Genomic DNA, 23,906 nt, shown 5'->3' on the forward strand with positions numbered 1-23,906 from the left:
GCGATCAGTGCATGTTACTGTCCGGTCCGCCTCCGGCGCCAGTTGGCCGGTCATGTCAGCCCGTCTTGTCAGCCCTGCTTGCACGGGACCTCTTACCGTCGGCAGTCGTTCAGCGTCTCGATGACATCGCGCTCCCCCTCCCGAATCTGGCCCCTCTACGCAGTCAACTTCTTCATGGCCGACATGCAGTCGGGCATTGGACCGTTCGTCGGCGTCTTCCTCCAGGAGCGCGGCTGGGCGAGCGGATTGATCGGCACCGCCATGACGATCGGCAATGTCGCGGGCATGCTGGTCACGACGCCGATCGGCGGCTTCATCGACTCCAGCCGCAACAAGCGGCTGTGGGTCGTCATTCCCGGCATCTGCGTGGTGCTGGCATCTGCGATCATCCTGATCTCCCAGAATTTCTGGGCGGTGACGTTCTCGCAAGTCGCGCAATCGCTGGCGAGCGCGGCGATCGTGCCGGCGGTAACAGGCATCACGCTCGGCATCGCCAGGCAGAAGGGATTCAACGCGCTGAACGGCCGCAACCAGGCCTTCAACCATGCCGGCAACATGGTTGGTGCGGCCCTGTCGGGCTATCTCGGCTACAAGTTCGGCTATGTCGCCGTGTTCGTGCTGGCAGCCATATTCGGCGCTATCACGATCGCCTTCGTGCTGATGATCCCCGCCAAGGCAATCGACGACCGCGCTGCGCGCGGCAGCAAGGAGGACGATTCCAAGGCGCCGCCGGATGCGATGACGATACTGCTCAAGCACAAGGCGCTGCTGGTGCTGGCACTCGCGCTCGCCCTTTTCCATCTCGGCAATGCCGCGATCGTGCCGCTCTACGGGCTCGCGGCCGTGGCCGAAGGCCAGGCCAACGGCCCGAGCTTCGTCGCGACCACCGTCGTGATCGCACAAGGCGTCATGATCGTAACCTCGCTGATTGCGATGAAGGCAGCGAGCAAGCGCAATTATTGGCCGGTGATCCTGATCTCTTTCATGTTCCTGCCCATCCGCGGCGTGCTTGCTTTCTTCGTCACGGGATGGTGGGGCGTCGTGCCGATGCAGGTGCTCGACGGCATCGGCACCGGACTTCAGACGGTCGCCGTCCCCGGCATGGTTGCGCGCTCGCTCAACGGCACCGGCCGCATCAATCTCGGCCAGGGCGCCGTCATCACCGTGCAGGGCATCGGCGCGAGCCTGAGCCCCGCGCTCGGCGGCTGGATCGCGCAATGGATCGGCTACGGCCCGACCTTCCTGCTGCTCGGCGGCCTGGGGCTTGCGTCGATAGCGCTATGGCTGGCCTTCGGTGCCGCGGTGAAGAAATATTGAGGTGCCGGTCTTCCTCTCCCCGCAAGCGAGGGGAGGCAAAGAGAACGACAGCCTCCGAAGGACGATCACGTCCCGAAATTCTTCTGGATCGCCTTGTCGAGCGTCTCGCCGCCGACGAAACGCTGGCGCAACTCGCGCTTGAGCAGCTTGCCGCTCGGGTTCTTGGGCAGGGCATCCACGAAGATCACGCGCTTGGGCACCTTGAAATGCGCCATCTGGCCGGCGCAATGCTTGATGACGGCATCCTCGTCCAGCTTCTCGCCGCTCTTGACCACGACGATCGCGGTCACCGCCTCGATCCAGCGCGGATCAGGCAGGCCGACGACGGCGACCTCGGAAACCGCGGGGATGCGATAGACCATCTCCTCGACTTCGCGGCTCGCGACATTCTCGCCACCGGTCTTGATCATGTCCTTGACGCGGTCGACCACGGTGATGTGGCCATCGTCGTCAACGGTGGCGAGATCGCCGGAGTGAAACCAGCCGCCGGCGAACGCGGCCGCAGTCTTGACCGGATCATTGTAATAGCCGGAGAGCAGGTGCGGCGAGCGGTGCACGATCTCGCCGACTTCACCGACCTTGACGTCCTCCATCGCCGTGTTGACCACGCGCGTCTCGACATTGATCACGGGCTTGCCGGCCGAGCCGGCCTTGCGGAGCTGGTCTTCCGGCCGCAACACGGTCGCGAGCGGTGCGATCTCGGTCTGGCCGTAGAAATTCCAGAACTTGACGTTGGGCAGGCGACGCTGCAATTCGAGCAGGACCTCCACCGGCATGATCGAGGCGCCGTAATAGCCCTTCTGAAGCGTCGACAGGTCGGTCTTGTCGAAATTCGGCGAGCGCAGCATCGCGATCCAGATCGTCGGCGGCGCGAAGAAGGAGGTGATCTTGTGCGCCTGGATCAGCGCCAGGATGTTGTCCGCGGTCGGCTTGCCCGTGATCACGCCGGAGGCGCCGAGATACACCTGCGGCCCCAGGAAGACGTCGAGCTGGGCGCAATGATAGAGCGGCAGCGCGTGCAGGAACCGGTCGTCCACGCTCATGCCGCCGTCGATGATGCAGCTGACATACTGCCACATCACGGCTTCATGGGTCAGCATCGCGCCCTTGGGCAGGGATTCCGTGCCGCTGGTGTAGACGATCTGTGCGAGATCGCGACTGTCGACGGAAGCCTCCAGGAACGAGCCGTCGGCATGAAGCAGATCGTCGAAGGTGGTGAGACCGGCTGGCGCGGTCGCGGGATCTTCACCCGGCAGCCAGATCATCTTCTCGACCGCGCAATCCTTGGCGCTGGCGGCCTTCGCCGGCTCGACGAAGTCGGGCCCTGCCGCGAGCAGCTTGGCGCCGGAGCTCTTGAGAATAAAATAGATCTCGTCCGGGTTGAGCATGAAGTTGATCGGCACCAGCACTGCACCGATCCGCGCCACCGCGAAGCGCAGCGCGGCAAAGGCGTGCGAGTTCCGCGAGAGCACGGCGAGGCGGTCGCCCTTCTTCACGCCGAGCCCGAGCAGGCCGCGGCCGAGCCGGTTGCAGATCGCGTCCATCTCGGCAAACGTCCAGCTCACGCTGCCACAGCTCACCGCGAGCCTGTTCGGCTCGCGCCCCGCGGAGCGGCGCAACAGATCGCCGATGGAGTGCTCGCGTGCTTTCGAGATGGTGGCTGCGATGTCGCCGGTCATGTGTCCCTCCGTGTGACGTTTTTGTTTGTTGGATGATTGGTGCGCTATCTGCGCCGGGCCGCCTGCGCGTGCTCCATGTACATGTGCTCGACCGAGCGATCGAGCGAGGCGATCTTCTCGAAACCGCGCCGCCAGTCCTGCAAGTGCCGGCGCGTCCACAACACGCCGGCCTCGCGGTCACGGCCGCGGATCGCATCGATGAGATAGCGGTGCGCGGCGACAAGGCGCGGCCCGCCTTCGGCGACACCCGTCACGATCATCTCGGTGGTCGGATAGAACAATTGCGCGGCCGGCTCGCGCGCAAGCTGGAGCACGCGGTTCTGCGAGGCCTTTGCGACCAGCACGTGGAATTCGGCATCGCATTCGGCCAGCATCGCGGGGGCGCCGACCACGGCTTCGCTGCGCAGGAGATTGTCATCGAGCTCGGCGAGGTTCTCTTCCGTCGCACGCTCCACCGCGCCTTCGATGCTGGCAACCTCCAGCGTCATCGAAGCCTCGTAGAGCTCGCGGAAGGTCACCTCGTGCAGCACCAGCGCGCGGCTGAGGCGGCTTGCGAGCTTGCTGTAGCGCGGCAGGCAGGCGTGCAGACGGCGCGAGGAATCGCGGCTGATCAGCCCGCCCTCCTCCAGCACGCGGATGCCTTCGCGAATGGTCGAGCGATTGACGCCGAACTGCCGCACGAGGTCATGCTCGGTGCCGATGGGATCGCCGGGCTTGATGCGGCCGTTGACGATCTCGCGCTCGATGGCGTCGGCGACCTTCTGATACGCCGGCGCGACATCGATCGGACGAAAGAGCGGCGCGAGGGGCAAAATTCAGCTCCAATGGCGATTGTCCGACAAACTATAGGAGCGGCTTGGGATCGCGTCAAACTGCATCATTTATGCCGCAGATGCAGCAAATTGACTCCTGAAGAACCTCGCTCTAACTTTGTCGGACAAAGGGACAGCATAGTCCCGAACAAGAGGAAACGTGTCCATGAGACCACTCGCAGCCCTCGTGTCTGCGGCCGGCCTGCTGTCGGCTGCCCTGATCGTCCCCGCCTCTGCCCAGCAGACCCCGCTCAAGATCGGCGTGCTCTCCGACTTCTCCTCGGTCTATTCCGACATCGGCGGCATGGGGAATGTCGAGGCCACCAGGATGGCGATCGAGGATTTCGGCGGGCAGATGTTCGGCAAGTCGATCGACATGGTCTCGGCCGACGTCCTGAACAAGCCTGACGTTGCCTCCACCATCGCGCGAAAGTGGTGGGAGACCGAGGGCGTCGACATGATCATCGACCTGCCGACGTCGGCGACGGCGCTTGCGGTGATGGAGCTGTCGAAGCAGTACGAGAAGATCATGATCGTGACGGACGCGGCGAGTTCCGACATCACCGGAAAATCCTGCTCGCCTTATACTGCGCACTGGACCTACGACACCTACGCCAACGCGCACACGGTCGGCAGCGCCATCGTCAAGAACGGCGGCGACAGCTGGTTCTTCCTCACCGCCGATTACGTGTTCGGCCATTCGGTCGAGCGCGACACCGGCGATGTCGTGAAGGCCGCCGGCGGCAAGGTGCTCGGCAGCGTCAAGCATCCGCTCAACACCGCGGACTTCTCGTCCTTCCTGCTCCAGGCCCAGGCCTCCAAGGCCAAGATCATCGGCCTCGCCAATGGCGGCGGCGACACCATCAACGCGATCAAGCAGGCCGGCGAGTTCGGCATCGTCGCCGGCGGCCAGAACCTGGCTGCGATCGTGATGTTCATCTCTGACGTGCACAGTCTCGGCCTGAAGCTCGCGCAAGGGCTGATCATCACCGAGGCCTATTATTGGGACCTCAACGACAAGACCCGCGCCTTCGGCAAGCGTTTCCTCGAACGGGTCAAGCGCATGCCGACGATGAACCAGGCCGCGACCTACAGCGCGACGCTGCATTACCTCAAGGCCGTGCAGGCTGCCGGCACCAAGGACACCAAGACCGTGATGGCCAAGATGCGCGAGCTGCCGGTGAAAGACGCTTTCACCGACAACGGCATGCTCCGCGAGGATGGCCGCATGGTACACAGCATGTACCTGTTCCAGGTGAAGAAGCCCGAGGAATCCAAGGGCCCGTGGGACTATTACAAGCTGCTCGCCGAAGTCCCCGCCGATCAGGCGTTCCGGCCGCTGAAGGACGGCGGCTGTCCGCTGGTGAAGTGAGGCAACCGGACGCGCGGGGCATAGCCTCGCCTGTCCAGCCGACCCGAGCTCAGAGCTTGTGCCCCTTCTGGCGCAGCGCCTCGATCAGGCGCTGCTTCAATTCGTCGGCGGCCTTCTGGCTGACGTCCTGGCTGATCTGCGCGCTCGCCCGCGCCAGCGCATCCGACTGCTCCAGGAATTTTCGTCCCGCGGGCCCCGCATAGAACGCCTCGATCTGGCGCAGCTCATCGGCGCTGAAGCTTTGGGCATAGAGGGCGGCGAGCTGGTCGATCATCGACGTGAGCGCCGGCGTGTAGATCCCGGAGCCAGGCGCCGTCATCGCGTCATAGTCGCGCTCGATCTCCGGCCTGTCCTGCGCGACCACGGGCCGAAGCTTGAGCAGGAGTTGCGGCAGTTGTGCGCGATACTGATCCGCGATCTTGAGGGTGGCGATGAGCTTGCGCGCGGCAGTCATCGCCTCGGGTGACGGCGCCTGCGCGGAGGCAGCGCAGACGAAGAGCAGGAGGGCGCCGGCGATCGTCAACAAACGTCTGGGCATTGATATCTCCGTTGGACGTCTTCCCGAGATGCAAGCTGCTCAATGCCCCGCCGGGGCGGCGGTCGCGGCCGGTGCACGTTCCAATGCCGTGTCGGCCTCCTCGAGCTCCGTCACCTTCACGAACAGGTTCGGCACGCGCTCGGCCCGACCGAGCAGCCAGGCCGCGCCGACCATGATGACGATGCCGGCGATGGAGACGGCGAGCTGCTCCCAGACGCCCTTGGTGTACTGGGTCAGGATCCAGTGCGCCGAGAACGACAGGAATACGCCGAGGCAGAAGATCGGCAGCGAGTGCTGGCCGCAGAGGATGACGGGCCGCAGCCATGCCGCATAAAGCGGCCGCCATTTGCGCGAGATGAAATGGGTCACCCAGATCGCCAGCGCCAGGAAATGCGTGAAGCGCAGCATGTCGAGATCGGTCTTGTCGATCGGGTAGATCGCCTTGATCATCCATTTCGGGATCAAGGCTTCGAGTGCAGGGACGTGCCAGGTCATGACGATCACGAGCGCGAAGACCAGCCAGGCCGCGGCCAGCCCCATCGCCGCTTTCGACCACACCCAATTTGCGACCTTCTCGATCTGGCCGATGCCGCACCAGGCAGCGAACACGAACATCAGCTGCCAGCAGAACGGGTTGAAGTACCAGGTCGTGCCAGGCGGATAGGAGGCGATGTTCCAGTCGAACCAGCGCGACAGCACATAGAGCACCACGGAGCCGGCGAGCGTCAGGTTCGGCCGGCGCACCAGGCACCAGACGATGAAGGGCGCGGCAAACACCAGCGTGATGTAGAGCGGCAGCACGTCGAGATTGACCGGCTTGTATTTGAGCACGATCGCCTGCCCGATCAGCTCGTCGGGATGCGCGAGGAAATTGAACACGTTGAACTCGTGCTCGTACATCGGATTGTCGAAGCGGCGCGCGGTGCGGGCGATCTGCGCCGTGAACAGCAGGAACAGCATGATGTGCGCGACATACATCTCGGCCGCGCGCCGCCACAGCCGCTTCAGCGCGGCGAGAAACCAGCCGCCGGCGACGATCGGCCCGTAGATCCAGCCGACGAGGTAACCCGAGATGAAGACGAAGAACTCGGCGGCATCGCTGAAGCCGTAATTGCGCAAGGTCAGCCAGGCCACGACGTCGTGCGGGATGTGGTCGAGGAAGATCATCCACAGGCCGAGGCCGCGAAAGAGGTCGAGCCGCAAATCGCGCTCGACCGGCGCCAACAGAGCTGACTGGTCCCGTGTGATCATGACCCCGCCTCGTCCGGTGGGCGTCGCGCCGTCGCGGCGCCGGCAAAATGGGATGCTAAAAAGACTGCTTCAAAAGTCACCTGGCCCTGCGGCTAGTACCGACGGTAGCCGACCTTGGTGCGCGCGCAAGAGCCTTCGTCGTCGGAGCGGGCAACGCGCACGTGCGCTCCTCTGCGTTGCACCATGGGCGGGGCCTTCAAAAAGGAGCGAAAACAACCCCATGCACAGTAGCTAAGCCCTTGTGCTGCCTGCCGGATTTATTTGACGCGTCGGGTATCGGCTGCAGCGACGGATCCGGCTGGCAAAGTCAGGTCAGCTCGTCGCCCTTTGCCACCATCTCGTTCAACATCGCCTCGGCCTTGTGCCGGAGCGGCAGCGCGCCACTCTCGGAGGCGATCGCGATGCTCGCGCGCAGGGCGGCCAGGATGCCCGCTCTGGCCTCCGCATCCGACGGCGGCGTCACCACGGCCTCGCCGAACAAGGCTTCGGCCTCGAGGCCCGAAAACCCCTGCTGGCGGGCGGTGTTGCGCGCCTCGCGCAGCATGTTCTGAGCGGCCTGGACATCGCCGAGGCGGCAGGTCGCCAGCGCCAGATAGATCGAGCTGCGCAGCACCGCCGAGGTATAGCCGACCGCCTTCGCCTCCTCGCGCGCCTCGGTCAGCATGCCGCGCGCCCGGTCGAACAGCCCCTGCTCCAGATAGGCGATGCCGAGATGGCAGGCGAGCACCGGCACGAACAGCCGGATGCCGTGCTTCTGCGCCAGCACGAACCCGTCTTCGAGAATGGCAGCGGCCGCCGCCGGCTCGTTGCGGCCAAGCATCAGCCAGCCACCGCTATAGGCGGCGGCAACGCGGTCGTAGGGCCGCCCCGTCTCCTCCGCGATCGCGGCAGCCTGCTGCTGGAGCTGCTCGGCCGCGTCGAGCTCGCCCATCACGGTGTGGGTGATGGTGTTCATCATGCAGCAGAGGAGGAGCAAAGACCGTGGGGTCGTGCCGATCGGGGCGCTCGCCGCGGGCTCGGCGAGATGGTTGCGGGCCATCGCCAGCATCTTCCCGGCGCCATGGTAGCGGCCGGACAGAAAATAGGCCTGCCCGAGACCATACTGCGCGAGGTTGCGCCAGGCGGGATTACCCGAACTTTCCGCCAGATGCACGACGTCTTCGCCGATCGCGACGGCTTCGACCGGCGTTCCATAGAAATTCTGCGCACCCGCTCTCATGGTCATGGCCGCGACTTTGCGTCCAACGTCGCCGATCGCATCGGCTCGCCGTTCGGCTTCCCTTCCCAAATCCAGCGCCTCGGCGACACGCCCCGATCCGGCGAAGGCCAACCGCGCCTCCATCCGGAGATCAATGGCGTCCACCTCCCGCGCGTCCGTCGCCGGAGTCTTGTCGAGAGATCCCATCGCGATCTCGAAATAGTCGACCGCATCAGCATAGGCCGAGCGAACCAGACATTTCCGAGCAGCGCTCCTGCCGTGTTGAAACGCCTTCCACCAGTCCTTTGCCCTGGTCGCGTGATAGCAGAGCGCGTCCGGACCATCGGCCCAATCCGCGTCGCTCTCAAGAGCAACCAATATGCTGGCATGGATGCTTTCGCGCACCTTTTCGACCATTGAATCGTAGGTCACCTGCCTGACCATCTCGTGCCGAAATTCGAGCGAGTCCTCCAACTCGCTATCGATCCTGACGAGCAGCTCGGCGCGATCGAGCGCGGTCAGGCAATCCTGCAGGACGTCTTCCGGCAAGGCCGCGACCTTCCGCAGCATGGCCTGGTTTGCCCGATGTCCAAGCGCCGCGGCGATCTGGAGGAGTGACCGTTCCTGTCGTGATACGCGATCAAGTCGCGCCGCGATCACACCCTGAACGCTGCTGGGAATACCCAGCTCATCAACAGGACGAGCGAGGGAAAGATCACCCCACTGGCCAAGGAGCATGCCGCTGTCCTTCAGATTGCGGCAGACTTCCTCGATGAACAGCGGAACGTTGGCTGTATGGGAGATGATCCGGTTCTTCAGGTCCGCGTTGGTCGTGGCGGGGCCAAGCATGTCCGCGAGCATCGCCAGGCCAGAATCGTCGTCGAGAGGTCTCATCGCGACGATTTCCGCGTGGCAGCGCGCGATCCACACCGGCATTCCATTCGGGCGCGTCGTCAGCAGCACAAGCAAATCGGGGCATCGCAGCCCGGAAAGGGCAGCCACAACCGCATCGCTGGCCCGGTCGATCCAGTGCAGGTCCTCGATCAGAAGGATCGTGCGCCGGCGACGGGCGACGCTTTCGACGATTGCACAGCTCGCATCTGAAATCGCGCGACTGCGCGCGTGAGGCTCCAATTCGTCCCATTGTGGATCGGAAATCGGGAGGTCCAGGACCGAGTCTATGGCTCGCTGGTGCACTGTCGGCAACGTGTCTCTGGGATCGTCCGCCCCGGTCCGATCCCTTGCGGCCGGCTCGAGGATCGACAGCAACAGACGCTTGAGGGCGCTGTACGGCGCGCCTTGGAGATTCGGGCTGCATTCGGCATCGATCAGCCGCCAACCTCCGGCCCGGAGGCCCTGCGCGAACTCATGCGCGAGCCGCGACTTTCCAATGCCGGCGTCGCCCATCAGCAAAACCGTCTGCCGCCCGGCGGTCACTCTTTCCGCAGCGCGCCACAGCAATGCCCGCTCCGTCGTGCGGTCGACGAAACGGGACACACTGCGCGCCCGTCGGACCCGCCAGCTCGACAGATCGCTCGCGCCCATGACCCGGTACACAGGCTGGGGCTCACCAAAGCCGCGGAGCACCTTGCGGCCGAGGAATTCAAAGCGGACGTGCCCGTCCGCGAGTTGCTGGCAGGCTTCGGAGACGTAGATCTGGTTCGCCTCGGCCGCGGTCTCGAGTCGCGCGGCCAGATGCTGGGCGGCCCCACCGATCTCGTAGACCTTGGAGAACTCGCTGGCGACCATGTAGGCTACCACGTGGCCCGAGTGGAGGCCGACCCGGACCTGAAGTCCGGGATCGCCGAGGCCGCCGACGCGCCGGACAAGCTCGATGGCCGCATGGCAGGCCAGCGGCGCATGGTTGTCGTCCGCGATCGGGGCGCCGAACACCGCGGCCAATCCGTCACCCAGCTCCTTGCTGACGATGCCGCCGAACTGGCGCACCGCGCCTCTCATCGCCGCAAGCGCCGGCTCGAGGCGCGACACCGCCTCCTCCGGCTCCAGCTCGGCAACAAGACCCGTGGAATCGACGACGTCGGCGCGCAGAATCGTCACGAACCGCCGTTCGCTGTCGGGATCGACGCGTTGACGGACCGCCGCTCCGCATTTGGAGCACCAGCTATCGCCCGTACCAATCGCCGACTGACACGCAAAACAATGCATTCCAGCGCCTTCAACGACTGCCTCGGCAGTCCCGCCCCACGCCCGCGAAGCGTTCGACCCAACATTACCTACGGGCAAGTGCATGGCAATCGGGCTCGGCATAAGCGATGTGACTGGATAGTGGACGAAGTACCGTCCCGAGTAGTAGCGTGCCTGCGCACAATGAACTGTGCGATTGGCCACAAATGACGCATATTTTCGGCCAGCAGCTACAGATTTTGACAAACCGACATATCGAGGAAACAGGCGATGGCCGGACTGGTATATAGCGGCAAGGCATTTCGAGACTTGATGAACGCCAATTACTATCCCCTGGCGAACATGAAAAAGAGCGTCGCCAAGCTGAAGGCATCGGACGACATCGACCTGCCGACTTTGGAATACGGCCAGTACCACCTGATTTTGAACCCGGCATCGAGCTGGCCGCAGGGAAGCGCCAAATATTGGCACAAGGAAAAGGGCCGGGCCCGCGTCGACCTCAGCACCCAGCCGAACACGGTCCCCCTGTCCAGGGATGAGCCTGGCGTCATTCCCCTGACCCGATGCGACCTGCTCGATGCCTGCGTCCGGAAATGCTTCAACTCCGAGCCGCCGATCCCGATGAAGACCAAAATCATCACCCACGCAGCAAGCGATGCTTTCGCGCATCGGCACGAGATCCGGCTGGAGTGGGAATACAAGAAGGGTTCGGACAAGCCGACGCTGCTCAATCTGACGATGGTCTGTCCGCACAGATCCTGAACGTCGGCCGTCTTCGGCTCGATCAAGACAATCACTGGCCTTCGCCTCTCGCACGCCCCGGCATGCGGGAGCCATTCGTTTTTGGGGCTGCGCGCGGCAGGACCGATGTTGTCAGCTTTGCGTCAGCTGAAACCTATCGCTGTCGCCGTAGCCGCTTCGTGTCGCCCCTGTCCCGTCTGTCGTCACGGGCCTGTCGCATGAAGATGATCCGCTGCCGCTCATGTGCGCGCGAGTCGCCTCAACGAGGCGCACGTTGCGTTCGTTCGAGAGGAGCGGCCGATGCCCGTTGGACTGCTGGAGGTCGAAGGCACCATTGACGTCAAGCAGTTCTGGCCGGAGGGACGGTCGGACGCCGACACCACGAAGGTCGTGGTCAATGTCGCGCCCGACGCGATCCGCTTCCGCAAGAACGACGAGACAGCCTTCCAGCCGACCCACGTCTTCGACAATGCCAAGGTCAAGGGGCGAACCAATACGGCGCCGATCAAGAACGGCAAGCTCACGATTCGTCTCCAGGGCATCGACGCGCCCGAGCTGCATTACATGCCCTCGCCGCTCTCGGCCGCCGAGAAGAAGGGGCTGACGGATGCCAAGAAGCAGGCCTATCACGAGGTCACGCATTCCTACCGGCAATTCCTCGGCGCGACGGCGAGCAAGGCGCTGCATGATTTCCTCTCCGGCGCCGGTGGGCCGACGCTCGCCTGCCGGGTGTTCACCCATGTCGATGCGCCGAACGAGGTGTTCGACACCTATGGAAGGCTGGTCGGCGACATCGAGGTGACGGCCGGAGGCCACGAGGTCGACATCAACCACTGGCTGGTCGAGCAGGGTTTTGCCTATCCGACGTTCTACTCGTCGATGAACGACGACGAGATCAAGGCCTTACTCGCGCTGACCAAGACCGCGCGTACGAAGAAGCTGCTGGTCTGGAAGCACCTCGCCAGGACGATTGGCGCCTTCGACTTCGACCTGCGCGAGCCGAAGATCAACGAGACCAGCGTGCTCGCGACCGACAAGGGCCCCGTGATCCTGCCAAAGCTCTACCGCCGCTACACCAACTGGTCGGCGCGCAAGAAGGCCAAGGTGACAAGCCAGAATTTCCAGAAGTACTTGAGCGAAGGCTCCGGCGGCAAGCCCGACACCTGCTACGAGATCGACGACTTCCTCACCAACGGCGTGCACTCGGCCACGCCAAGGAATTTCGCGGAGTTCGTCGAAGGCGGCAAGACGATCAAGTTTCAGCCGGAAGGGCTGGTGTTCGGCGAAGCGCCGTCGAGCCTGGTCGGCGCGGACGGGAAGGCGATTACGGAGTTTTGAAAAGAGCCTTGAATTCGACGCGCAACTAGCTGGCGCCGCGGAAAAACCGGTTCAGCTCGTGTGCGGTCTGTTGCGGATGCTCCTCCGGGAAGAAGTGCCCTCCGTCGAGCGCCTTTCCTTCCACGTCATCCGCCCAGCGCCGCCACAGCCCCAAGGGGCCACCCTCGCTCGCATACCACGAAGCCAACGGGCCGTGGCCGCTCCAGAGGACGAGGACGGGACAACCGATCCGGCGACCGGAATTGCGGTCCGCCGAATCGTGCTCGTGATCAACCGTCGCGGCCGCGCGGTATTCCTCGCAGATCGCGTGAACATGTGCCTGATCGCTCAACGCTTCGACATAGGCGGCCCGGACCGCCGGACTGAAACTGTCCGCTGCGGACCCCCAGCCATGGAGCGCATTGTCGACGACGGCATCGGGAGCCGCCGACAATAGCCGCTCGGGAAGCGGCTCCGGCTGCGCAAGCAACGACCACGGCCAATAGCCGACCGTCAGGTTCTTGTCGGCGCGTTCCCAGGCATCGGCGATCGGGACGACGTCGAGGACTGCAAGCCGCTCCACGCGTTCGCCATGGTCGAGCGCGAGCCGGTAGGCCACACGGCCACCGCGGTCATGGCCCGCAACCGAGAAACGGTCGAAGCCAAGCTTCGTCATGACGGACACCATGTCCTTTGCCATCGCGCGCTTTGCGTATGGCGCGTGGTCCGGCCTGGAGGGAGGACAGCTGCTGCGGCCATATCCGCGAAGATCGGCGCAGACCACGGTAAAGTGCTCAGCAAGCAATGGCGCAACGCCGCGCCACATCAGATGGGTCTGCGGAAATCCATGTAACAGGAGAACGGCCGGTCCTGAACCGGCCCGACGGATGAAGATGCGTGCTTCCTCGGCCTGGACATCGGCGGCGACGAATTCCTCGAACTTCATTGGACCGGTCCTTCCGAACGACAGAAACCAAAAAGCGAGTATGGGATGGGTCCGGTGATCCATGTTGACGCTTTGGATGGCTCTTGAGTTCCTGGTCGTCCTTGTGCCCGGCACGTGCGCCAAGGGAGCAGCGAAGAGCTTTGTCATGCTTTGGGCGCGGCGGTTTGGCCGAAACGGACAAGCGCGATCTTGGACCTGCCAAAACAAAAATGGCCCGCGCGATGCGGGCCATTTTCGTATCGGATCCGGTGAAATCCGAACTTGGTTGCGGGGATAGGATTTGAACCTATGACCTTCAGGTTATGAGCCTGACGAGCTACCGGGCTGCTCCACCCCGCGTTAAATCGTGCTTTGCCTTCGCCGAAACGCCGGGGACGGTGAGGTGAGGCCGACGCTGTTCGCGTGGCTTGCTTCGTCCGTCCCAAAGGCTTCCTTGGAAGGCAACCCCGGGCAAAGCCCGTCGGGTGCGGGGCGTATGTAACAAGGCGGGCTGCCTTTGGAAAGGGCTGCGGGGACGTTTTTTTCGACTTTATGACAGCCGAACCGACTGATTTCAGGTCCGTTTGGCACGCCCTTGCCAGAAGTTCCGCAAAGGGCCAGCTTGCGGCAACAAAACCTTGGCGACAAACGCCATTTCAGGGAGGAGCGGCATGGACCAGATCTTGGACCAAGCCCCGGACCGATCCCCGCCGAGCGCCCCGCTCCGCGTCCTCGAAGACGCCTTCCGCGCCATGGTGGCGCGGTCGCGGGACGAGCCGGCGCCCGATCTTGCCGCACGGCTCGACCGGCTGGCGCGGCTGCGCACTGTGGTCGCGGACAACGAGGAGCGTTTCCGCCAGGCAATCTCGGCCGATTTCGGCCACCGCTCGGCGGTCGAGACCACCATCGCCGAGACGCTGCTGGTGTTCTCCGAGATCCGTCACGCCACAAAGCATCTGAAGGGCTGGATGGCGCCGCAGCGCGTGGCGACCGCGCTCCAGTTCCTGCCCGCGCGCAACCGGCTGATGCCGCAGCCGCTCGGCGTGGTCGGCATCATCGCGCCCTGGAATTATCCGCTCCAGCTCACGCTCGCACCCGCGATCGGCGCGCTCGCCGCCGGCAATCGCATCATCATCAAGCCCAGCGAGCTCTCGCCGCACTTCGCGGCGCTGCTGCGGGAGACGGTCGCGCAAAAATTCGATGCCACCGAAATGCTGGTGACCGGCGTCGAGGACGAGGTCGCAAAAGCCTTCGCACACCTGCCGTTCGACCACCTCGTCTTCACCGGCTCGACCCGGGTCGGCCGGCTGGTCGCGGAGGCCGCGGGGCGCAATCTCACGCCTGTCACCCTCGAGCTCGGCGGCAAGTCGCCTGCTATCATCGATGCCTCGGCCGATCTGGAAGAGGCGGCCGAGCGCATCGCCTACGGCAAGCTGCTCAATGCGGGGCAGACCTGCATCGCGCCGGACTACGTGCTGGTGCCGGAGCGTTCGTTGCAAGCGTTTGCCGAAAAGGTGCGCGCGCACATGCGCCGCATGTTCGGCACCGATCCGGCCAACAAGGACTACACCTCCGTGATCTCCGACCGGCATTATGCCCGGCTGGAAGGTCTCGTCGCCGACGCCGCACAGCGCGGTGCAAAGATCCTGCAACCGGCGAGGCCCGACGATCCCAACTGGAAGGCACACCGCAAATTCCCGCCGACGCTGATCGTCGGCGCGACCGAAGACATGGCGGCGATGCAGGAGGAGATCTTTGGGCCGGTGCTGCCGGTGCTCGGCTATCGCGAGGCGGCAGAGGCGATCGCCTTCGTCAACCGCCGCGACCGGCCGCTGGCGCTGTACTGGTTCGGCAAGGACCGCGACGCGCGCGACGAGGTGCTGGCGCGCACCATCTCCGGCGGCGTCACCGTCAACGACTGCCTGTTCCACTTCACCCAGATCAACCAGCCGATGGGCGGCGTCGGCGCGTCCGGCACCGGCGCCTATCACGGCGAATGGGGCTTTCGCACGTTCAGCAAGCTGAAGCCGGTGTTTTATCGCTCCAAGTTCAACCGCCTCGCCGATCTCTATCCGCCCTATGGCGGCAAGATCGCGCGACTGGAGAAGTTGATGCGGTTCATGTCGTAGCTATCCGTCATTGCGCGCGCAGCGAAGCATCCAGAAGAGACCCTCACCCTGAGGAGCGCGCCGAGGGCGCGCGTCTCGAAGGGCGAGGCCACCAGCGGGGCCTTCATCCTTCGAGACGCGCGTTCCGCGCTCCTCAGGATGAGGAATGGAAAGTCTGGATTGCTTCGCTGCGCTCGCAATAACGAAACCAACAAAAAGACTCGCAGGGGGAAACATCAGTGACGGACACATTCGATTTCGTCGTCGTGGGCGCGGGCTCCGGCGGCTGCGCGGTGGCAGGAAGGCTGTCGGAGGATGCGGCGACGTCCGTGGCGCTGCTCGATGCCGGCGGACGCAACGACACTTGGCGGATCACCACGCCGTTCGGGCTCGCCCTGCCATACAGCGCGGCCAACTGGGCCTTCGACACCGTGCCGCAGAAGGGATTGAACGGCCGTATCGGCTATCAACCGCGCGGCAAGGGCCTCGGCGGCTCCTCCGCGATCAACGCCATGGTCTACATCCGCGGCCACAAATGGGACTACGACCACTGGGCCTCGCTCGGCAATGAAGGCTGGTCGTACGCGGACGTGCTGCCCTATTTCAAGCGCTCGGAGAACAACGCCGATTTCGACGGCGCGTATCACGGCAAGGGCGGCCCGCTGCACGTCAACAGGCTGCGCTCGAACAATCCGATCCATGACATCTTCCATCAGGCCGCGCGCGAGGCGCAGTTCCGCATCCGCGAGGACTTCAATGAAGAGGGCCACGAAGGGCTCGGCAGCTACCAGGTGACGCAGCACAAGGGCGAGCGCTGGAGCGCGGCGCGCGCCTATCTGCAGCCCCACATCGGCAAGCGCGCGAATCTGCGCATCGAGACGGGGGCACACGCAACAAAGATCCTGTTCGAAGGCGGGCGCGCGGTCGGCGTCGAATATGTGCAGGGCAAGCAGACAAGGCAGCTGCGCGCCCGCCGCGAGGTGATCCTCGCCGCCGGCGCCTTCCAGTCACCGCACTTGCTGATGTTGTCGGGCATCGGCGATGGCGATGCCCTTCGTACGCACGGCATTGGCGTCGTGCATCATTTACCGGGCGTCGGGCGCAATCTGCAGGACCATCCGGATTTCGTGTTCGTCTACGCCTCGGACTATCCGCACTTCGTTCACGCATCGCTTGGCCGGTTGCCGTCCCTGCTCCGCGCCATCCGGCAATACCGACGCGAGCGACGCGGCCTGATCACCACCAATTTCGCCGAGTGCGGCGGCTTCCTGAAGACGCAGGCCCACCTCGACGTACCCGACATCCAGCTGCACTTCGTCATCGCGATGCTCGACGACCATGGCCGCAAAAAGCACAAGGAGGCGGGCTTCTCGTGCCATGTCTGCCTGCTGCGGCCGAAGAGCCGCGGCAGCGTAGGGCTGAAAAGCGCCGATCCGCTCGCCGCGCCCATGATCGATCCGAACTTTCTCGGCGAGGCGGAGGACCTCGAGGCGATGGTGGCGGGCTTCAAGACCACGCGACGGCTAATGGAGACGCCTGCGCTGCGCGCGTTGCAGAAGAAAGACATGTTCACGGCTGGCGTGAAAACGGACGACGACATCCGCGCCATCCTGCGCGAACGCGTCGACACGGTCTATCATCCCGTCGGCACCTGCAAGATGGGCACGGATGCGATGGCCGTGGTCGATCCGGCATTGAAGGTGCACGGCGTGGACGGTTTGCGCGTCGTCGATGCGTCGATCATGCCGACGCTGATCGGCGGCAACACCAATGCGCCGACGATCATGATCGGGGAGAAGGCGGCGGATATGATCCGAGCGGAGGCGCGGTGAAGAAAGAGCTCAAGTCAGCAGGAAACCACCGTCGACGGTGATGACGCTCCCCGTCATATACCGCGACGCCTTCGAGGCCAGCAGCAGGATCGCGCCGTCGAGATCGGACTCGGCGCCGACGCGGCGCTGCGGGATGCGCTTGGCCAGTCGCTCACCTGCCGGCGTCGACCAGAAGGCGTGGTTCATCTCGGTGTCGATATAGCCGGGCGCGAGCGCGTTGATGCGGATGTTTTGCCCGGCGAGCTCCAGCGCCATCGCCTTGGTCGCCTGGAGGATGCCGGCCTTGGAGATCGCATAGGGCGAGACCGCCTTGAGCACGCCGGTGCCGAGCACGGAGGCGATGTTGACGATGTTGCCTTCCTGCTTGCGCGCGATCATGCGCCGCGCGACCTCGGTCGCGAGGAAATACGCGCCCTTGAGATTGGCGCCGATCACGGCGTCCCAATCGGCCTCGGTCTGCTCGGTCGCGAGCTTCTCGATCGCGATGCCGGCATTGTTGATCAGCACCGTGACCGGGCCGAGCGCGGCTTCCGTGGCATCGACCGCTTTCGCGATCGACGCGGTGTCGGTGACGTCGAGCGCGACGGCGGCAGCGCGGCCGCCCTTGCCGCGGATCTCCTGTTCCAGGCTCCTCAGCTTGTCGGACTGCCGCGCCGCGAGTGCGACCGCCGCGCCATTGGCCGCCAGAACCCGGGCAAATTGCCGCCCCAATCCCTGGCTCGCGCCCGTCACGAGGATGGTTTCTTGACTGACGTCGAATAGGTCTGACATGACACTGTTCCCGAGCTTTTGGAGCCCATCAATACAGACGATTTTAGCGATCTGAAACCGGAATGATCGGTCCGGCGTTCATTCGTTCCACCGGCAGGGCTCACGCTCATGAACAGTTTCGATCTCGCGGTCTATGCGGCGTTCGCCATCGCGATCGGCTTCGGTTTCAGAACGGGCCTGCTCGGCAGCGCCATGACCATCCTCGCCTATCTCCTCGCCGCCCCCATCGCCGTCGCGCTGATGCCGCTGATCGTGCCGCAGGTCGCCGGCAATCCGAATTCGCCGTTCCTTCAGAACTGGATCTGGTTCTTCGGCATCTTCGTGGTGGTCGGCATGCTGTTCGGATATATCGGTCGCCTCGCGCTGAGCGACACGATCCGTGAGGCCGGCATCGGCGACCGGCTCGGCGGCGCCGCGCTCGGCGCCGTCAGGGTCTGTCTCGTCGCCACCACGCTGGTGCTGGTGTTCGACCAGATCGTGCCAGCCAACCGCCAGCCGCCGTTCCTCGCCGGCTCGCATCTGCGGCCGTTGTTCTCCGCCGCCGGCCGGATGGGCTTCAAGACATTGCCGCCGGAGGCCGCCGCAGCGATCGACCGCCTCAAGCAGGAACGGCGCATCTAGTCCGCATTTGCATCGCCGCAGCGCGCGCCATGCATTTTGACGCGGGCCCATCCCTTATCAGGGCCACCGGGTTTGGCTACAGTAGCCGCCATCCAAAACCTGCCTGACATTACGGGAGTGAAACTGTGGATCTTGGGATCAAAGGTCGCCGCGCCATCGTCTGCGCATCCAGCAAGGGCCTCGGCCGCGCCTGCGCCATCTCGCTGGCCGAAGCCGGCGTCGACGTCACGCTGACGGCGCGCGGCGCCGAAGCCTTGAAGAAGACGGCCGACGAAATCCGCAAGGCCTATCCTGGTGTCAAGGTGACCGAGATCGTCGGCGACATCACGACGCCCGCCGGCCGCGAGGCCGTGCTGAAGGCCTGCCCCGAGCCGGATATCCTGATCAACAATGCTGGCGGCCCGCCGCCCGGCGATTTCCGCAACTGGACCCGCGACGACTGGATCAAGGCGATCGACGCCAACATGCTCACCCCGATCGAGCTGATCAAGTCGACGGTGGACGGCATGATGGCGCGCAAGTTCGGCCGCATCGTCAACATCACCTCGGCCGCGGTGAAGGCGCCGATCGACATCCTCGGCCTCTCCAACGGCGCGCGCGCCGGTCTCACCGGCTTCATCGCCGGCCTGTCGCGCAAGACCGTGATCAACAACGTCACCATCAACGGCCTGCTGCCGGGCCCGTTCGAGACGGATCGTCTGACCAGCACCGCGAAGGGCGAAGCCGACAAGCGTGGCGTCACGCCGGAGCAGATCCTGGCCGAGCGCGCCAAGCTCAACCCCGCCGGCCGTTTCGGCCAGCCCGACGAATTCGGCTATGCCTGCGCGTTCCTGTGCGGCGCCAAGGCCGGCTTCATCACCGGGCAGAACATCCTGCTCGATGGCGGCGCTTTCCCCGGAACGCTCTAGTGCCGCCGATTTGAAGCTCCTGCGGTGTAGGCCGCGCGTCCTTTCAGGAGCTTCAAATCGATAAGCGGCACTAGAGCTTTTGATTTCTTTCTGGGGCCCGCTTTCCGAAGTTCGCGTTCGAGGTAGCAGCAATGGTTCACGAACTTCGGAAAGCGGGCCCCAGATGAGAGCGGTCTGGTACGAGCAGACGGGACCGGCGGCGGACGTTCTCACCTATGGTGAGATGGCGACGCCGGTCGCGGGTCCAGGCGAAGTTCGCATTCGCCTGGAAGCCTCCGGCGTCAATCCGGCCGATGTCGGCCGGCGCGGCGGCAGCTATCGCGCGATGGAATTTTCGCGCGTGATCCCGAACAGCGATGGCGCAGGCTTTGTTGACCAGGTCGGCGATGGCGTGACGCGCTTCAAGGTCGGTGATCGCGTCTGGCTGTTCAACGGCCAGCGCAACGGCCGCGCCTTCGGCACGGCGGCCGAATATATCGCGCTCGCCGAGCAGTTGGTGACGCCGTTGCCGGACAATCTTTCTTTCGCGCAAGGCGCCACACTCGGCATTCCCGCGATGACCGCGTGGTGCTCGCTGTTTGCGGATGGGCCGATCGTCGGCAAGACCGTGCTCGTCACCGGAGGTGCCGGCGCGGTCGGGCACTATGCGGTACAGCTCGCCAAATGGGGTGGCGCGCAGGTGATCGCGACCGTCAGCTCGGCGATGAAGGGCGAGCAGGCGCGGCGGGCGGGCGCCGATCTCGTGGTCAACTATAAGGACGAGGACGCCGTCGCAAAGGCCCTTGCCTTCTCCGGCGGCCGCGGTGTCGATCATGTAGTCGATGTCGATTTCGGCGGCAACATCGCAACCACGCTGAAGCTGATGGCGGTCAATTCGACCATTGCGGTCTATGCCACCAACGGCAACCGCACACCCACGGTGCCGATGCGCGAACTGATGGAAAAGTGCATCAACCTGCGTGCGCTGGTGCTGTTCGCATTGCCGCCGACGTTGCTCGCCGCCGCGCAAGCCGACCTCACAAAGTGGCTGGCAGCGGGGCCACGCATCCACAATGTCGCGGCGCAATTCGCGCTATCGGACACGGCGCAGGCACATCTCGCCGTCGAGAAGGGCGACAAGCTCGGCACCGTGATCGTCGATTGCGCGCGCTAGCTGCTCATACGACGGGTGTCGTCCGCTCGTCGGTCCAGTCAATGCCGAGTTCGTCCATGCCGTCGGCCAACAAGTCGCCCAACATCGGCTCGCCCAGCAGATATTTCACCGCTTCGCGCCGGGGCGCCTTGTATTCGGCGCGCGCCTCGATAGCGCGGGCGCGCAAATCGTCCCACTCCTCTACGTCGCCATCGCCGCGTCCGAGCCACATCAGCGTGACGAGGTCGAGCTGCTCGTCCTCGTTCAGCGCATGGATGAAGCCGGAGAGCTCGGCTGCGACCGGATCGGAATTGGTGTCCTCCAGCACGTCGATCTCGTCATCGTCGGAAGGGTTGGACCCCGAGTCCGGATCGGACGCGGCTTCCTTGACGTCGAATTCGCGCGCCTTCTCGATGATGAAGGCGACTTTCTCGGCAGAAATGGCGAGCTCTGGCATGGGTTTCCCCTTGGATCGTGGTTCTTGCTGGTCCGGGTTCCTGCGATAACGCAACATCGCGACAGATGATCCATTGCCTTCGACGGCGGAAGGCCGCATCTTTCGCGAAAGCAAGAAAATTGAGGGCGCACCGCATGCACTGGACGGTCGGCAACGTCAAGATCACCAGGATCGTGGAAATGGAGACGGTCGGCTCGACCCGCTTCATCCTGCCGGCAGCGACCAACGACGAAATCCGGAAGCTGCCCTGGTTGATGCCGCATTTTGCCACCGAAGAGGGCCGGCTGAAAATGTCGATCCATTCGCTGGTGGTCGAAACACCGACGCGCCGCATCGTGGTCGATACGGGCTTGGGCAACGACAAGCAGGGCCGCAGCGTCCCGGTCTGGAATAACCGCAGCACGCCGTTTCTGGAGACCATGACAGCGGCGGGCTTTCCCCCTGACAGCATCGACACCGTGCTGTGCACGCATCTTCATGTCGACCATGTCGGCTGGAACACGATGCTCGTCGGCGGCAAATGGGTGCCGACATTTCCCAAGGCGCGCTATCTGTTCGGCAAGACCGAATATGAGTATTGGCGCGATTACACCGCCGAGCCCGACAAGGTCGCGGTGTTCGACGATTCCGTGAAGCCGGTCGTCGATGCCGGCCAGGCCGAGCTGATCCCGAGCGACCACCGGCTCTGCGAGGAGATCAGCCTGATCCCGACCCCCGGCCACAGTCCCGGGCACATGAGCGTCCTGATCGAGTCCGGCGGCGAGCAGGGCCTGCTCACCGGCGACGTCGCCCATCATCCCTGCCAGATGGCCCATCTCGACTGGAGCTCGCTCGTCGATAGCGATCCCGCGCAGTCGGCGGCAACCCGGCGCAAGGTGTTCTCGCGCTTTGCCGACACGCCGACGCTGGTGATCGGCGGGCATTATTCGGCCGGACATATCAAGCGGGATGGGGACGCGTTCAGGTTCGTGGCGCTGGGATGATGCTGCCGTAGGGTGGGCAAAGCGAAGCGTGCCCACCATTCAGGGGGCGCTAAAAGAACCGGTGGGCGCGGCGCTATGCGCCTTTGCCCACCCTACAAAAGAGGGGCTGCAATGCACCCCGCTCTGAGCGGTTGAATTTCCCGCCGCCCTGTTCCATGAAGCTGTTCAACCGATCGGTCCATCCCAGGGAGAAACGAGAATGAAGCTTGTTCGTTATGGCGAAAAGGGTGCGGAAAAGCCCGGCCTGATCGACAAATCCGGTCAATTGCGCGACCTGTCGGCGCATGTGAAGGACCTCACGGGCGAAGCTTATTCGCCTGACAGCCTGAAGAAGCTGGCGGGCCTCGACCCCGCCTCGCTGCCCGCTGTCTCCGGCAAGCCCCGCTTTGGCGCGCCTGTCACCGGCATCTCGAAATTCGTCGCCATCGGCCTCAATTACAGCGACCATGCCAAGGAAACGGGAGCAGCGATCCCGACCGAGCCGATCATCTTCATGAAGGCGAACACCTCGCTGTCCGGCCCGAACGACGCGGTCGAGAAGCCGCGCGGCTCGACCAAGCTCGACTGGGAGGTCGAGATCGCCGCGATCATCGGCACCCGCGCCAAGTATGTCTCGGAAGCGGACGCGCTGGACTACGTCGCCGGCTACTGCGTCTGCAACGACGTCTCCGAGCGCGCCTTCCAGACCGAGCGCCTCGGCCAGTGGACCAAGGGCAAGTCGCACGACACGTTCGGCCCGGTCGGCCCGTGGCTCGCCACCAAGGACGAGATCAAGGATGTGCAGAATCTGTCGATGTGGCTCGACGTCAATGGTCAGCGCCGCCAGACCGGCTCGACCAAGACCATGATCTTCTCGATGGCCAAGTGCATCTCCTATGTCTCGCAGTTCATGACGCTGCTGCCGGGCGACATCATCACCACCGGCACGCCGCCCGGCGTCGGCCTCGGCATGAAGCCGCCGACCTTCCTCAATGTCGGCGACGTCGTCACGCTGGGCATCGAAGGCCTCGGCGAGCAGAGGCAGGAGATCATCGTGGCGTAAGGCCCCCGCCCTCTCCCCGTCATTGCGAGGAGCGAAGCGACGAAGCAATCCAGACTAATTCCACAGAGACAGCCTGGATTGCTTCGCTTCGCTCGCAATGACGAAAATAACTGCCGGTCACCCGCAGGATATTCCCATGAAACTCTCCTTCTCCCCCGCCTCGCCCTTTGCCCGCAAGGTGCGTATCGCCGCGATCGAGCTCGGGCTGATCGACAAGATCGAGCTGACGCCCGCAACCGTCGCACCGGGCACGGTCAACGAGGACTATTCGAAGATCACGCCGCTGAAGAAGCTGCCGGTGCTGATCACCAATGACGGCGATGTCATTCTGGATTCCTACGTCATCGTCGAATATCTCAACGAGATGGCCGGCGGCAGCCTGATCCCGGATTACGGTCCGCGCCGTTGGAAGGCCAAGACCAATCACTCGCTGATCAACGGCATGCTCGATTCCATGCTGCTGTGCCGCTACGAGAAAATGGTGCGGCCGCAGGGCCTGCAATGGCAGGCGTGGTCGGACGACCACTGGAACCGGGCCTGGACCGGCATGGCGCGCTTCGAGAACATGCCCGATGTCCTGAACGGCCCGTTCGACATCTCGCAGATCGGCCTCGTCTGCGTGCTCGGCTATGCCGACTTCCGCTTCGCCGATTGCGGCTGGCGCAAGGCCTATCCGAAGCTCGACGCCTTCCACCAGAAGATGCTGGAGAGGCCCTCCGTCAAGATCTCGGTGCCGCCGGCCGCGTAGCGGCGACAG

Annotated in this window: 20 protein-coding genes and 1 tRNA gene; 12 read left to right on the forward strand and 9 right to left on the reverse strand. The window is 64.3% G+C overall.

Features of this window, described 5'->3' with window-relative positions:
• Positions 1–120 precede the first annotated feature (120 nt).
• Positions 121–1,317 carry an MFS transporter gene (locus I3J27_RS36225; RefSeq protein ID WP_270163588.1) on the forward strand — a complete coding sequence of 399 codons (1,197 nt, stop codon included), beginning with the start codon at positions 121–123 and terminating at the stop codon, positions 1,315–1,317.
• A gap of 65 nt (positions 1,318–1,382) precedes the next feature.
• Here the strand turns inward: I3J27_RS36225 and I3J27_RS36230 are convergent, their stop codons facing one another.
• Together I3J27_RS36230 and I3J27_RS36235 are read right to left on the reverse strand one after the other, a co-directional pair.
• Positions 1,383–2,996 (reverse strand): acyl-CoA synthetase, encoded by a 1,614-nt coding sequence (locus tag I3J27_RS36230; RefSeq protein WP_270163589.1) that lies wholly within the window; start codon positions 2,994–2,996, stop codon positions 1,383–1,385.
• A gap of 44 nt (positions 2,997–3,040) precedes the next feature.
• On the reverse strand, positions 3,041–3,808 hold the full coding sequence (locus I3J27_RS36235; RefSeq protein WP_270163590.1) for a FadR/GntR family transcriptional regulator: 768 nt from the start codon (positions 3,806–3,808) through the stop codon (positions 3,041–3,043).
• Positions 3,809–3,974: 166 nt separating this feature from the next.
• On the opposite strand from I3J27_RS36235, the gene I3J27_RS36240 reads away from it, so the two are divergent.
• Positions 3,975–5,180: an ABC transporter substrate-binding protein gene (locus I3J27_RS36240; protein ID WP_270163591.1), complete on the forward strand. Its 1,206-nt coding sequence runs from the start codon at positions 3,975–3,977 to the stop codon at positions 5,178–5,180.
• A 49-nt stretch (positions 5,181–5,229) separates the two neighbouring features.
• On the opposite strand, the gene I3J27_RS36245 is transcribed toward I3J27_RS36240, so the two are convergent.
• From I3J27_RS36245 to I3J27_RS36255, 3 genes are all read right to left on the reverse strand, one after another.
• A complete protein-coding gene (locus I3J27_RS36245) occupies positions 5,230–5,718 on the reverse strand; it encodes a DUF2059 domain-containing protein (protein WP_270163592.1) in 489 nt (162 codons plus the stop codon).
• Positions 5,719–5,757: 39 nt separating this feature from the next.
• Complete coding sequence (locus I3J27_RS36250) at positions 5,758–6,969, reverse strand: OpgC domain-containing protein (protein WP_270163593.1); 1,212 nt, start codon at positions 6,967–6,969, stop codon at positions 5,758–5,760.
• A 307-nt stretch (positions 6,970–7,276) separates the two neighbouring features.
• A complete protein-coding gene (locus tag I3J27_RS36255; protein WP_270163594.1) occupies positions 7,277–10,333 on the reverse strand; it encodes an ATP-binding protein in 3,057 nt (1,018 codons plus the stop codon).
• A gap of 249 nt (positions 10,334–10,582) precedes the next feature.
• On the opposite strand from I3J27_RS36255, the gene I3J27_RS36260 reads away from it, so the two are divergent.
• Both I3J27_RS36260 and I3J27_RS36265 read left to right on the forward strand, forming a co-directional pair.
• On the forward strand, positions 10,583–11,074 hold the full coding sequence (locus tag I3J27_RS36260) for a hypothetical protein (protein WP_270163595.1): 492 nt from the start codon (positions 10,583–10,585) through the stop codon (positions 11,072–11,074).
• Positions 11,075–11,353: 279 nt separating this feature from the next.
• Positions 11,354–12,391 carry a thermonuclease family protein gene (locus tag I3J27_RS36265; protein WP_270163596.1) on the forward strand — a complete coding sequence of 346 codons (1,038 nt, stop codon included), beginning with the start codon at positions 11,354–11,356 and terminating at the stop codon, positions 12,389–12,391.
• A 25-nt stretch (positions 12,392–12,416) separates the two neighbouring features.
• On the opposite strand, the gene I3J27_RS36270 is transcribed toward I3J27_RS36265, so the two are convergent.
• Together I3J27_RS36270 and I3J27_RS36275 are read right to left on the reverse strand one after the other, a co-directional pair.
• Complete coding sequence (locus I3J27_RS36270) at positions 12,417–13,316, reverse strand: alpha/beta fold hydrolase (protein ID WP_270163597.1); 900 nt, start codon at positions 13,314–13,316, stop codon at positions 12,417–12,419.
• A gap of 262 nt (positions 13,317–13,578) precedes the next feature.
• Positions 13,579–13,655 (reverse strand) — tRNA-Met (locus I3J27_RS36275).
• Between the two features lie 311 nt (positions 13,656–13,966).
• Between I3J27_RS36275 and I3J27_RS36280 the strand changes: the two genes are divergently transcribed.
• Positions 13,967–15,424, forward strand: a complete 1,458-nt coding sequence (locus I3J27_RS36280) for a coniferyl aldehyde dehydrogenase (RefSeq protein ID WP_270163598.1) — start codon at positions 13,967–13,969, stop codon at positions 15,422–15,424.
• A 218-nt stretch (positions 15,425–15,642) separates the two neighbouring features.
• Complete coding sequence (locus I3J27_RS36285; RefSeq protein WP_270163599.1) at positions 15,643–17,235, forward strand: GMC family oxidoreductase; 1,593 nt, start codon at positions 15,643–15,645, stop codon at positions 17,233–17,235.
• Positions 17,236–17,244: 9 nt separating this feature from the next.
• Here I3J27_RS36285 and I3J27_RS36290 read toward each other — a convergent pair whose 3' ends face one another.
• Entirely contained in the window at positions 17,245–18,006 is a 762-nt protein-coding gene (locus tag I3J27_RS36290) for an SDR family oxidoreductase (protein WP_270163600.1), read from the reverse strand.
• 108 nt (positions 18,007–18,114) lie between these two features.
• Here I3J27_RS36290 and I3J27_RS36295 point away from each other — a divergent pair, with 108 nt between their 5' ends.
• From I3J27_RS36295 to I3J27_RS36305, 3 genes are all read left to right on the forward strand, one after another.
• Positions 18,115–18,627 (forward strand): CvpA family protein, encoded by a 513-nt coding sequence (locus I3J27_RS36295; RefSeq protein WP_270163601.1) that lies wholly within the window; start codon positions 18,115–18,117, stop codon positions 18,625–18,627.
• 125 nt (positions 18,628–18,752) lie between these two features.
• Positions 18,753–19,535, forward strand: coding sequence for an SDR family oxidoreductase (locus I3J27_RS36300; protein WP_270163602.1), 783 nt, complete (start codon positions 18,753–18,755; stop codon positions 19,533–19,535).
• 163 nt (positions 19,536–19,698) lie between these two features.
• Positions 19,699–20,688, forward strand: coding sequence for an NADPH:quinone reductase (locus I3J27_RS36305; protein ID WP_270163603.1), 990 nt, complete (start codon positions 19,699–19,701; stop codon positions 20,686–20,688).
• A gap of 4 nt (positions 20,689–20,692) precedes the next feature.
• On the opposite strand, the gene I3J27_RS36310 is transcribed toward I3J27_RS36305, so the two are convergent.
• Positions 20,693–21,124, reverse strand: a complete 432-nt coding sequence (locus I3J27_RS36310) for a DUF3775 domain-containing protein (RefSeq protein ID WP_270163604.1) — start codon at positions 21,122–21,124, stop codon at positions 20,693–20,695.
• 134 nt (positions 21,125–21,258) lie between these two features.
• On the opposite strand from I3J27_RS36310, the gene I3J27_RS36315 reads away from it, so the two are divergent.
• The 3 genes from I3J27_RS36315 (at position 21,259) to I3J27_RS36325 (ending at position 23,897) form a co-directional block, all read left to right on the forward strand.
• Positions 21,259–22,107, forward strand: coding sequence for an MBL fold metallo-hydrolase (locus I3J27_RS36315; protein ID WP_270163605.1), 849 nt, complete (start codon positions 21,259–21,261; stop codon positions 22,105–22,107).
• A 199-nt stretch (positions 22,108–22,306) separates the two neighbouring features.
• Positions 22,307–23,149, forward strand: coding sequence for a fumarylacetoacetate hydrolase family protein (locus I3J27_RS36320; RefSeq protein ID WP_270163606.1), 843 nt, complete (start codon positions 22,307–22,309; stop codon positions 23,147–23,149).
• A 136-nt stretch (positions 23,150–23,285) separates the two neighbouring features.
• Entirely contained in the window at positions 23,286–23,897 is a 612-nt protein-coding gene (locus I3J27_RS36325; protein ID WP_270163607.1) for a glutathione S-transferase family protein, read from the forward strand.
• Positions 23,898–23,906 lie beyond the last annotated feature (9 nt).

Origin of the sequence: Bradyrhizobium xenonodulans (assembly GCF_027594865.1) — a bacterium.
Taxonomy (GTDB): domain Bacteria; phylum Pseudomonadota; class Alphaproteobacteria; order Rhizobiales; family Xanthobacteraceae; genus Bradyrhizobium; species Bradyrhizobium xenonodulans.

What these genes read in the sequence shown, in the direction of transcription:
- I3J27_RS36280 (WP_270163598.1), top strand. Translation starts at nt 13,967, where the DNA reads ATGGACCAGATCTTGGACCAAGCCCCGGACCGATCCCCGCCGAGCGCC.
- I3J27_RS36225 (WP_270163588.1), top strand. Translation starts at nt 121, where the DNA reads ATGACATCGCGCTCCCCCTCCCGAATCTGGCCCCTCTACGCAGTCAAC.
- I3J27_RS36295 (WP_270163601.1), top strand. Translation starts at nt 18,115, where the DNA reads ATGAACAGTTTCGATCTCGCGGTCTATGCGGCGTTCGCCATCGCGATC.
- I3J27_RS36270 (WP_270163597.1), bottom strand. Translation starts at nt 13,316, where the DNA reads ATGAAGTTCGAGGAATTCGTCGCCGCCGATGTCCAGGCCGAGGAAGCA.
- I3J27_RS36320 (WP_270163606.1), top strand. Translation starts at nt 22,307, where the DNA reads ATGAAGCTTGTTCGTTATGGCGAAAAGGGTGCGGAAAAGCCCGGCCTG.
- I3J27_RS36250 (WP_270163593.1), bottom strand. Translation starts at nt 6,969, where the DNA reads ATGATCACACGGGACCAGTCAGCTCTGTTGGCGCCGGTCGAGCGCGAT.
- I3J27_RS36255 (WP_270163594.1), bottom strand. Translation starts at nt 10,333, where the DNA reads ATGCATTGTTTTGCGTGTCAGTCGGCGATTGGTACGGGCGATAGCTGG.
- I3J27_RS36290 (WP_270163600.1), bottom strand. Translation starts at nt 18,006, where the DNA reads ATGTCAGACCTATTCGACGTCAGTCAAGAAACCATCCTCGTGACGGGC.
- I3J27_RS36230 (WP_270163589.1), bottom strand. Translation starts at nt 2,996, where the DNA reads ATGACCGGCGACATCGCAGCCACCATCTCGAAAGCACGCGAGCACTCC.
- I3J27_RS36260 (WP_270163595.1), top strand. Translation starts at nt 10,583, where the DNA reads ATGGCCGGACTGGTATATAGCGGCAAGGCATTTCGAGACTTGATGAAC.
- I3J27_RS36305 (WP_270163603.1), top strand. Translation starts at nt 19,699, where the DNA reads ATGAGAGCGGTCTGGTACGAGCAGACGGGACCGGCGGCGGACGTTCTC.
- I3J27_RS36265 (WP_270163596.1), top strand. Translation starts at nt 11,354, where the DNA reads ATGCCCGTTGGACTGCTGGAGGTCGAAGGCACCATTGACGTCAAGCAG.
- I3J27_RS36315 (WP_270163605.1), top strand. Translation starts at nt 21,259, where the DNA reads ATGCACTGGACGGTCGGCAACGTCAAGATCACCAGGATCGTGGAAATG.
- I3J27_RS36310 (WP_270163604.1), bottom strand. Translation starts at nt 21,124, where the DNA reads ATGCCAGAGCTCGCCATTTCTGCCGAGAAAGTCGCCTTCATCATCGAG.
- I3J27_RS36325 (WP_270163607.1), top strand. Translation starts at nt 23,286, where the DNA reads ATGAAACTCTCCTTCTCCCCCGCCTCGCCCTTTGCCCGCAAGGTGCGT.
- I3J27_RS36240 (WP_270163591.1), top strand. Translation starts at nt 3,975, where the DNA reads ATGAGACCACTCGCAGCCCTCGTGTCTGCGGCCGGCCTGCTGTCGGCT.
- I3J27_RS36245 (WP_270163592.1), bottom strand. Translation starts at nt 5,718, where the DNA reads ATGCCCAGACGTTTGTTGACGATCGCCGGCGCCCTCCTGCTCTTCGTC.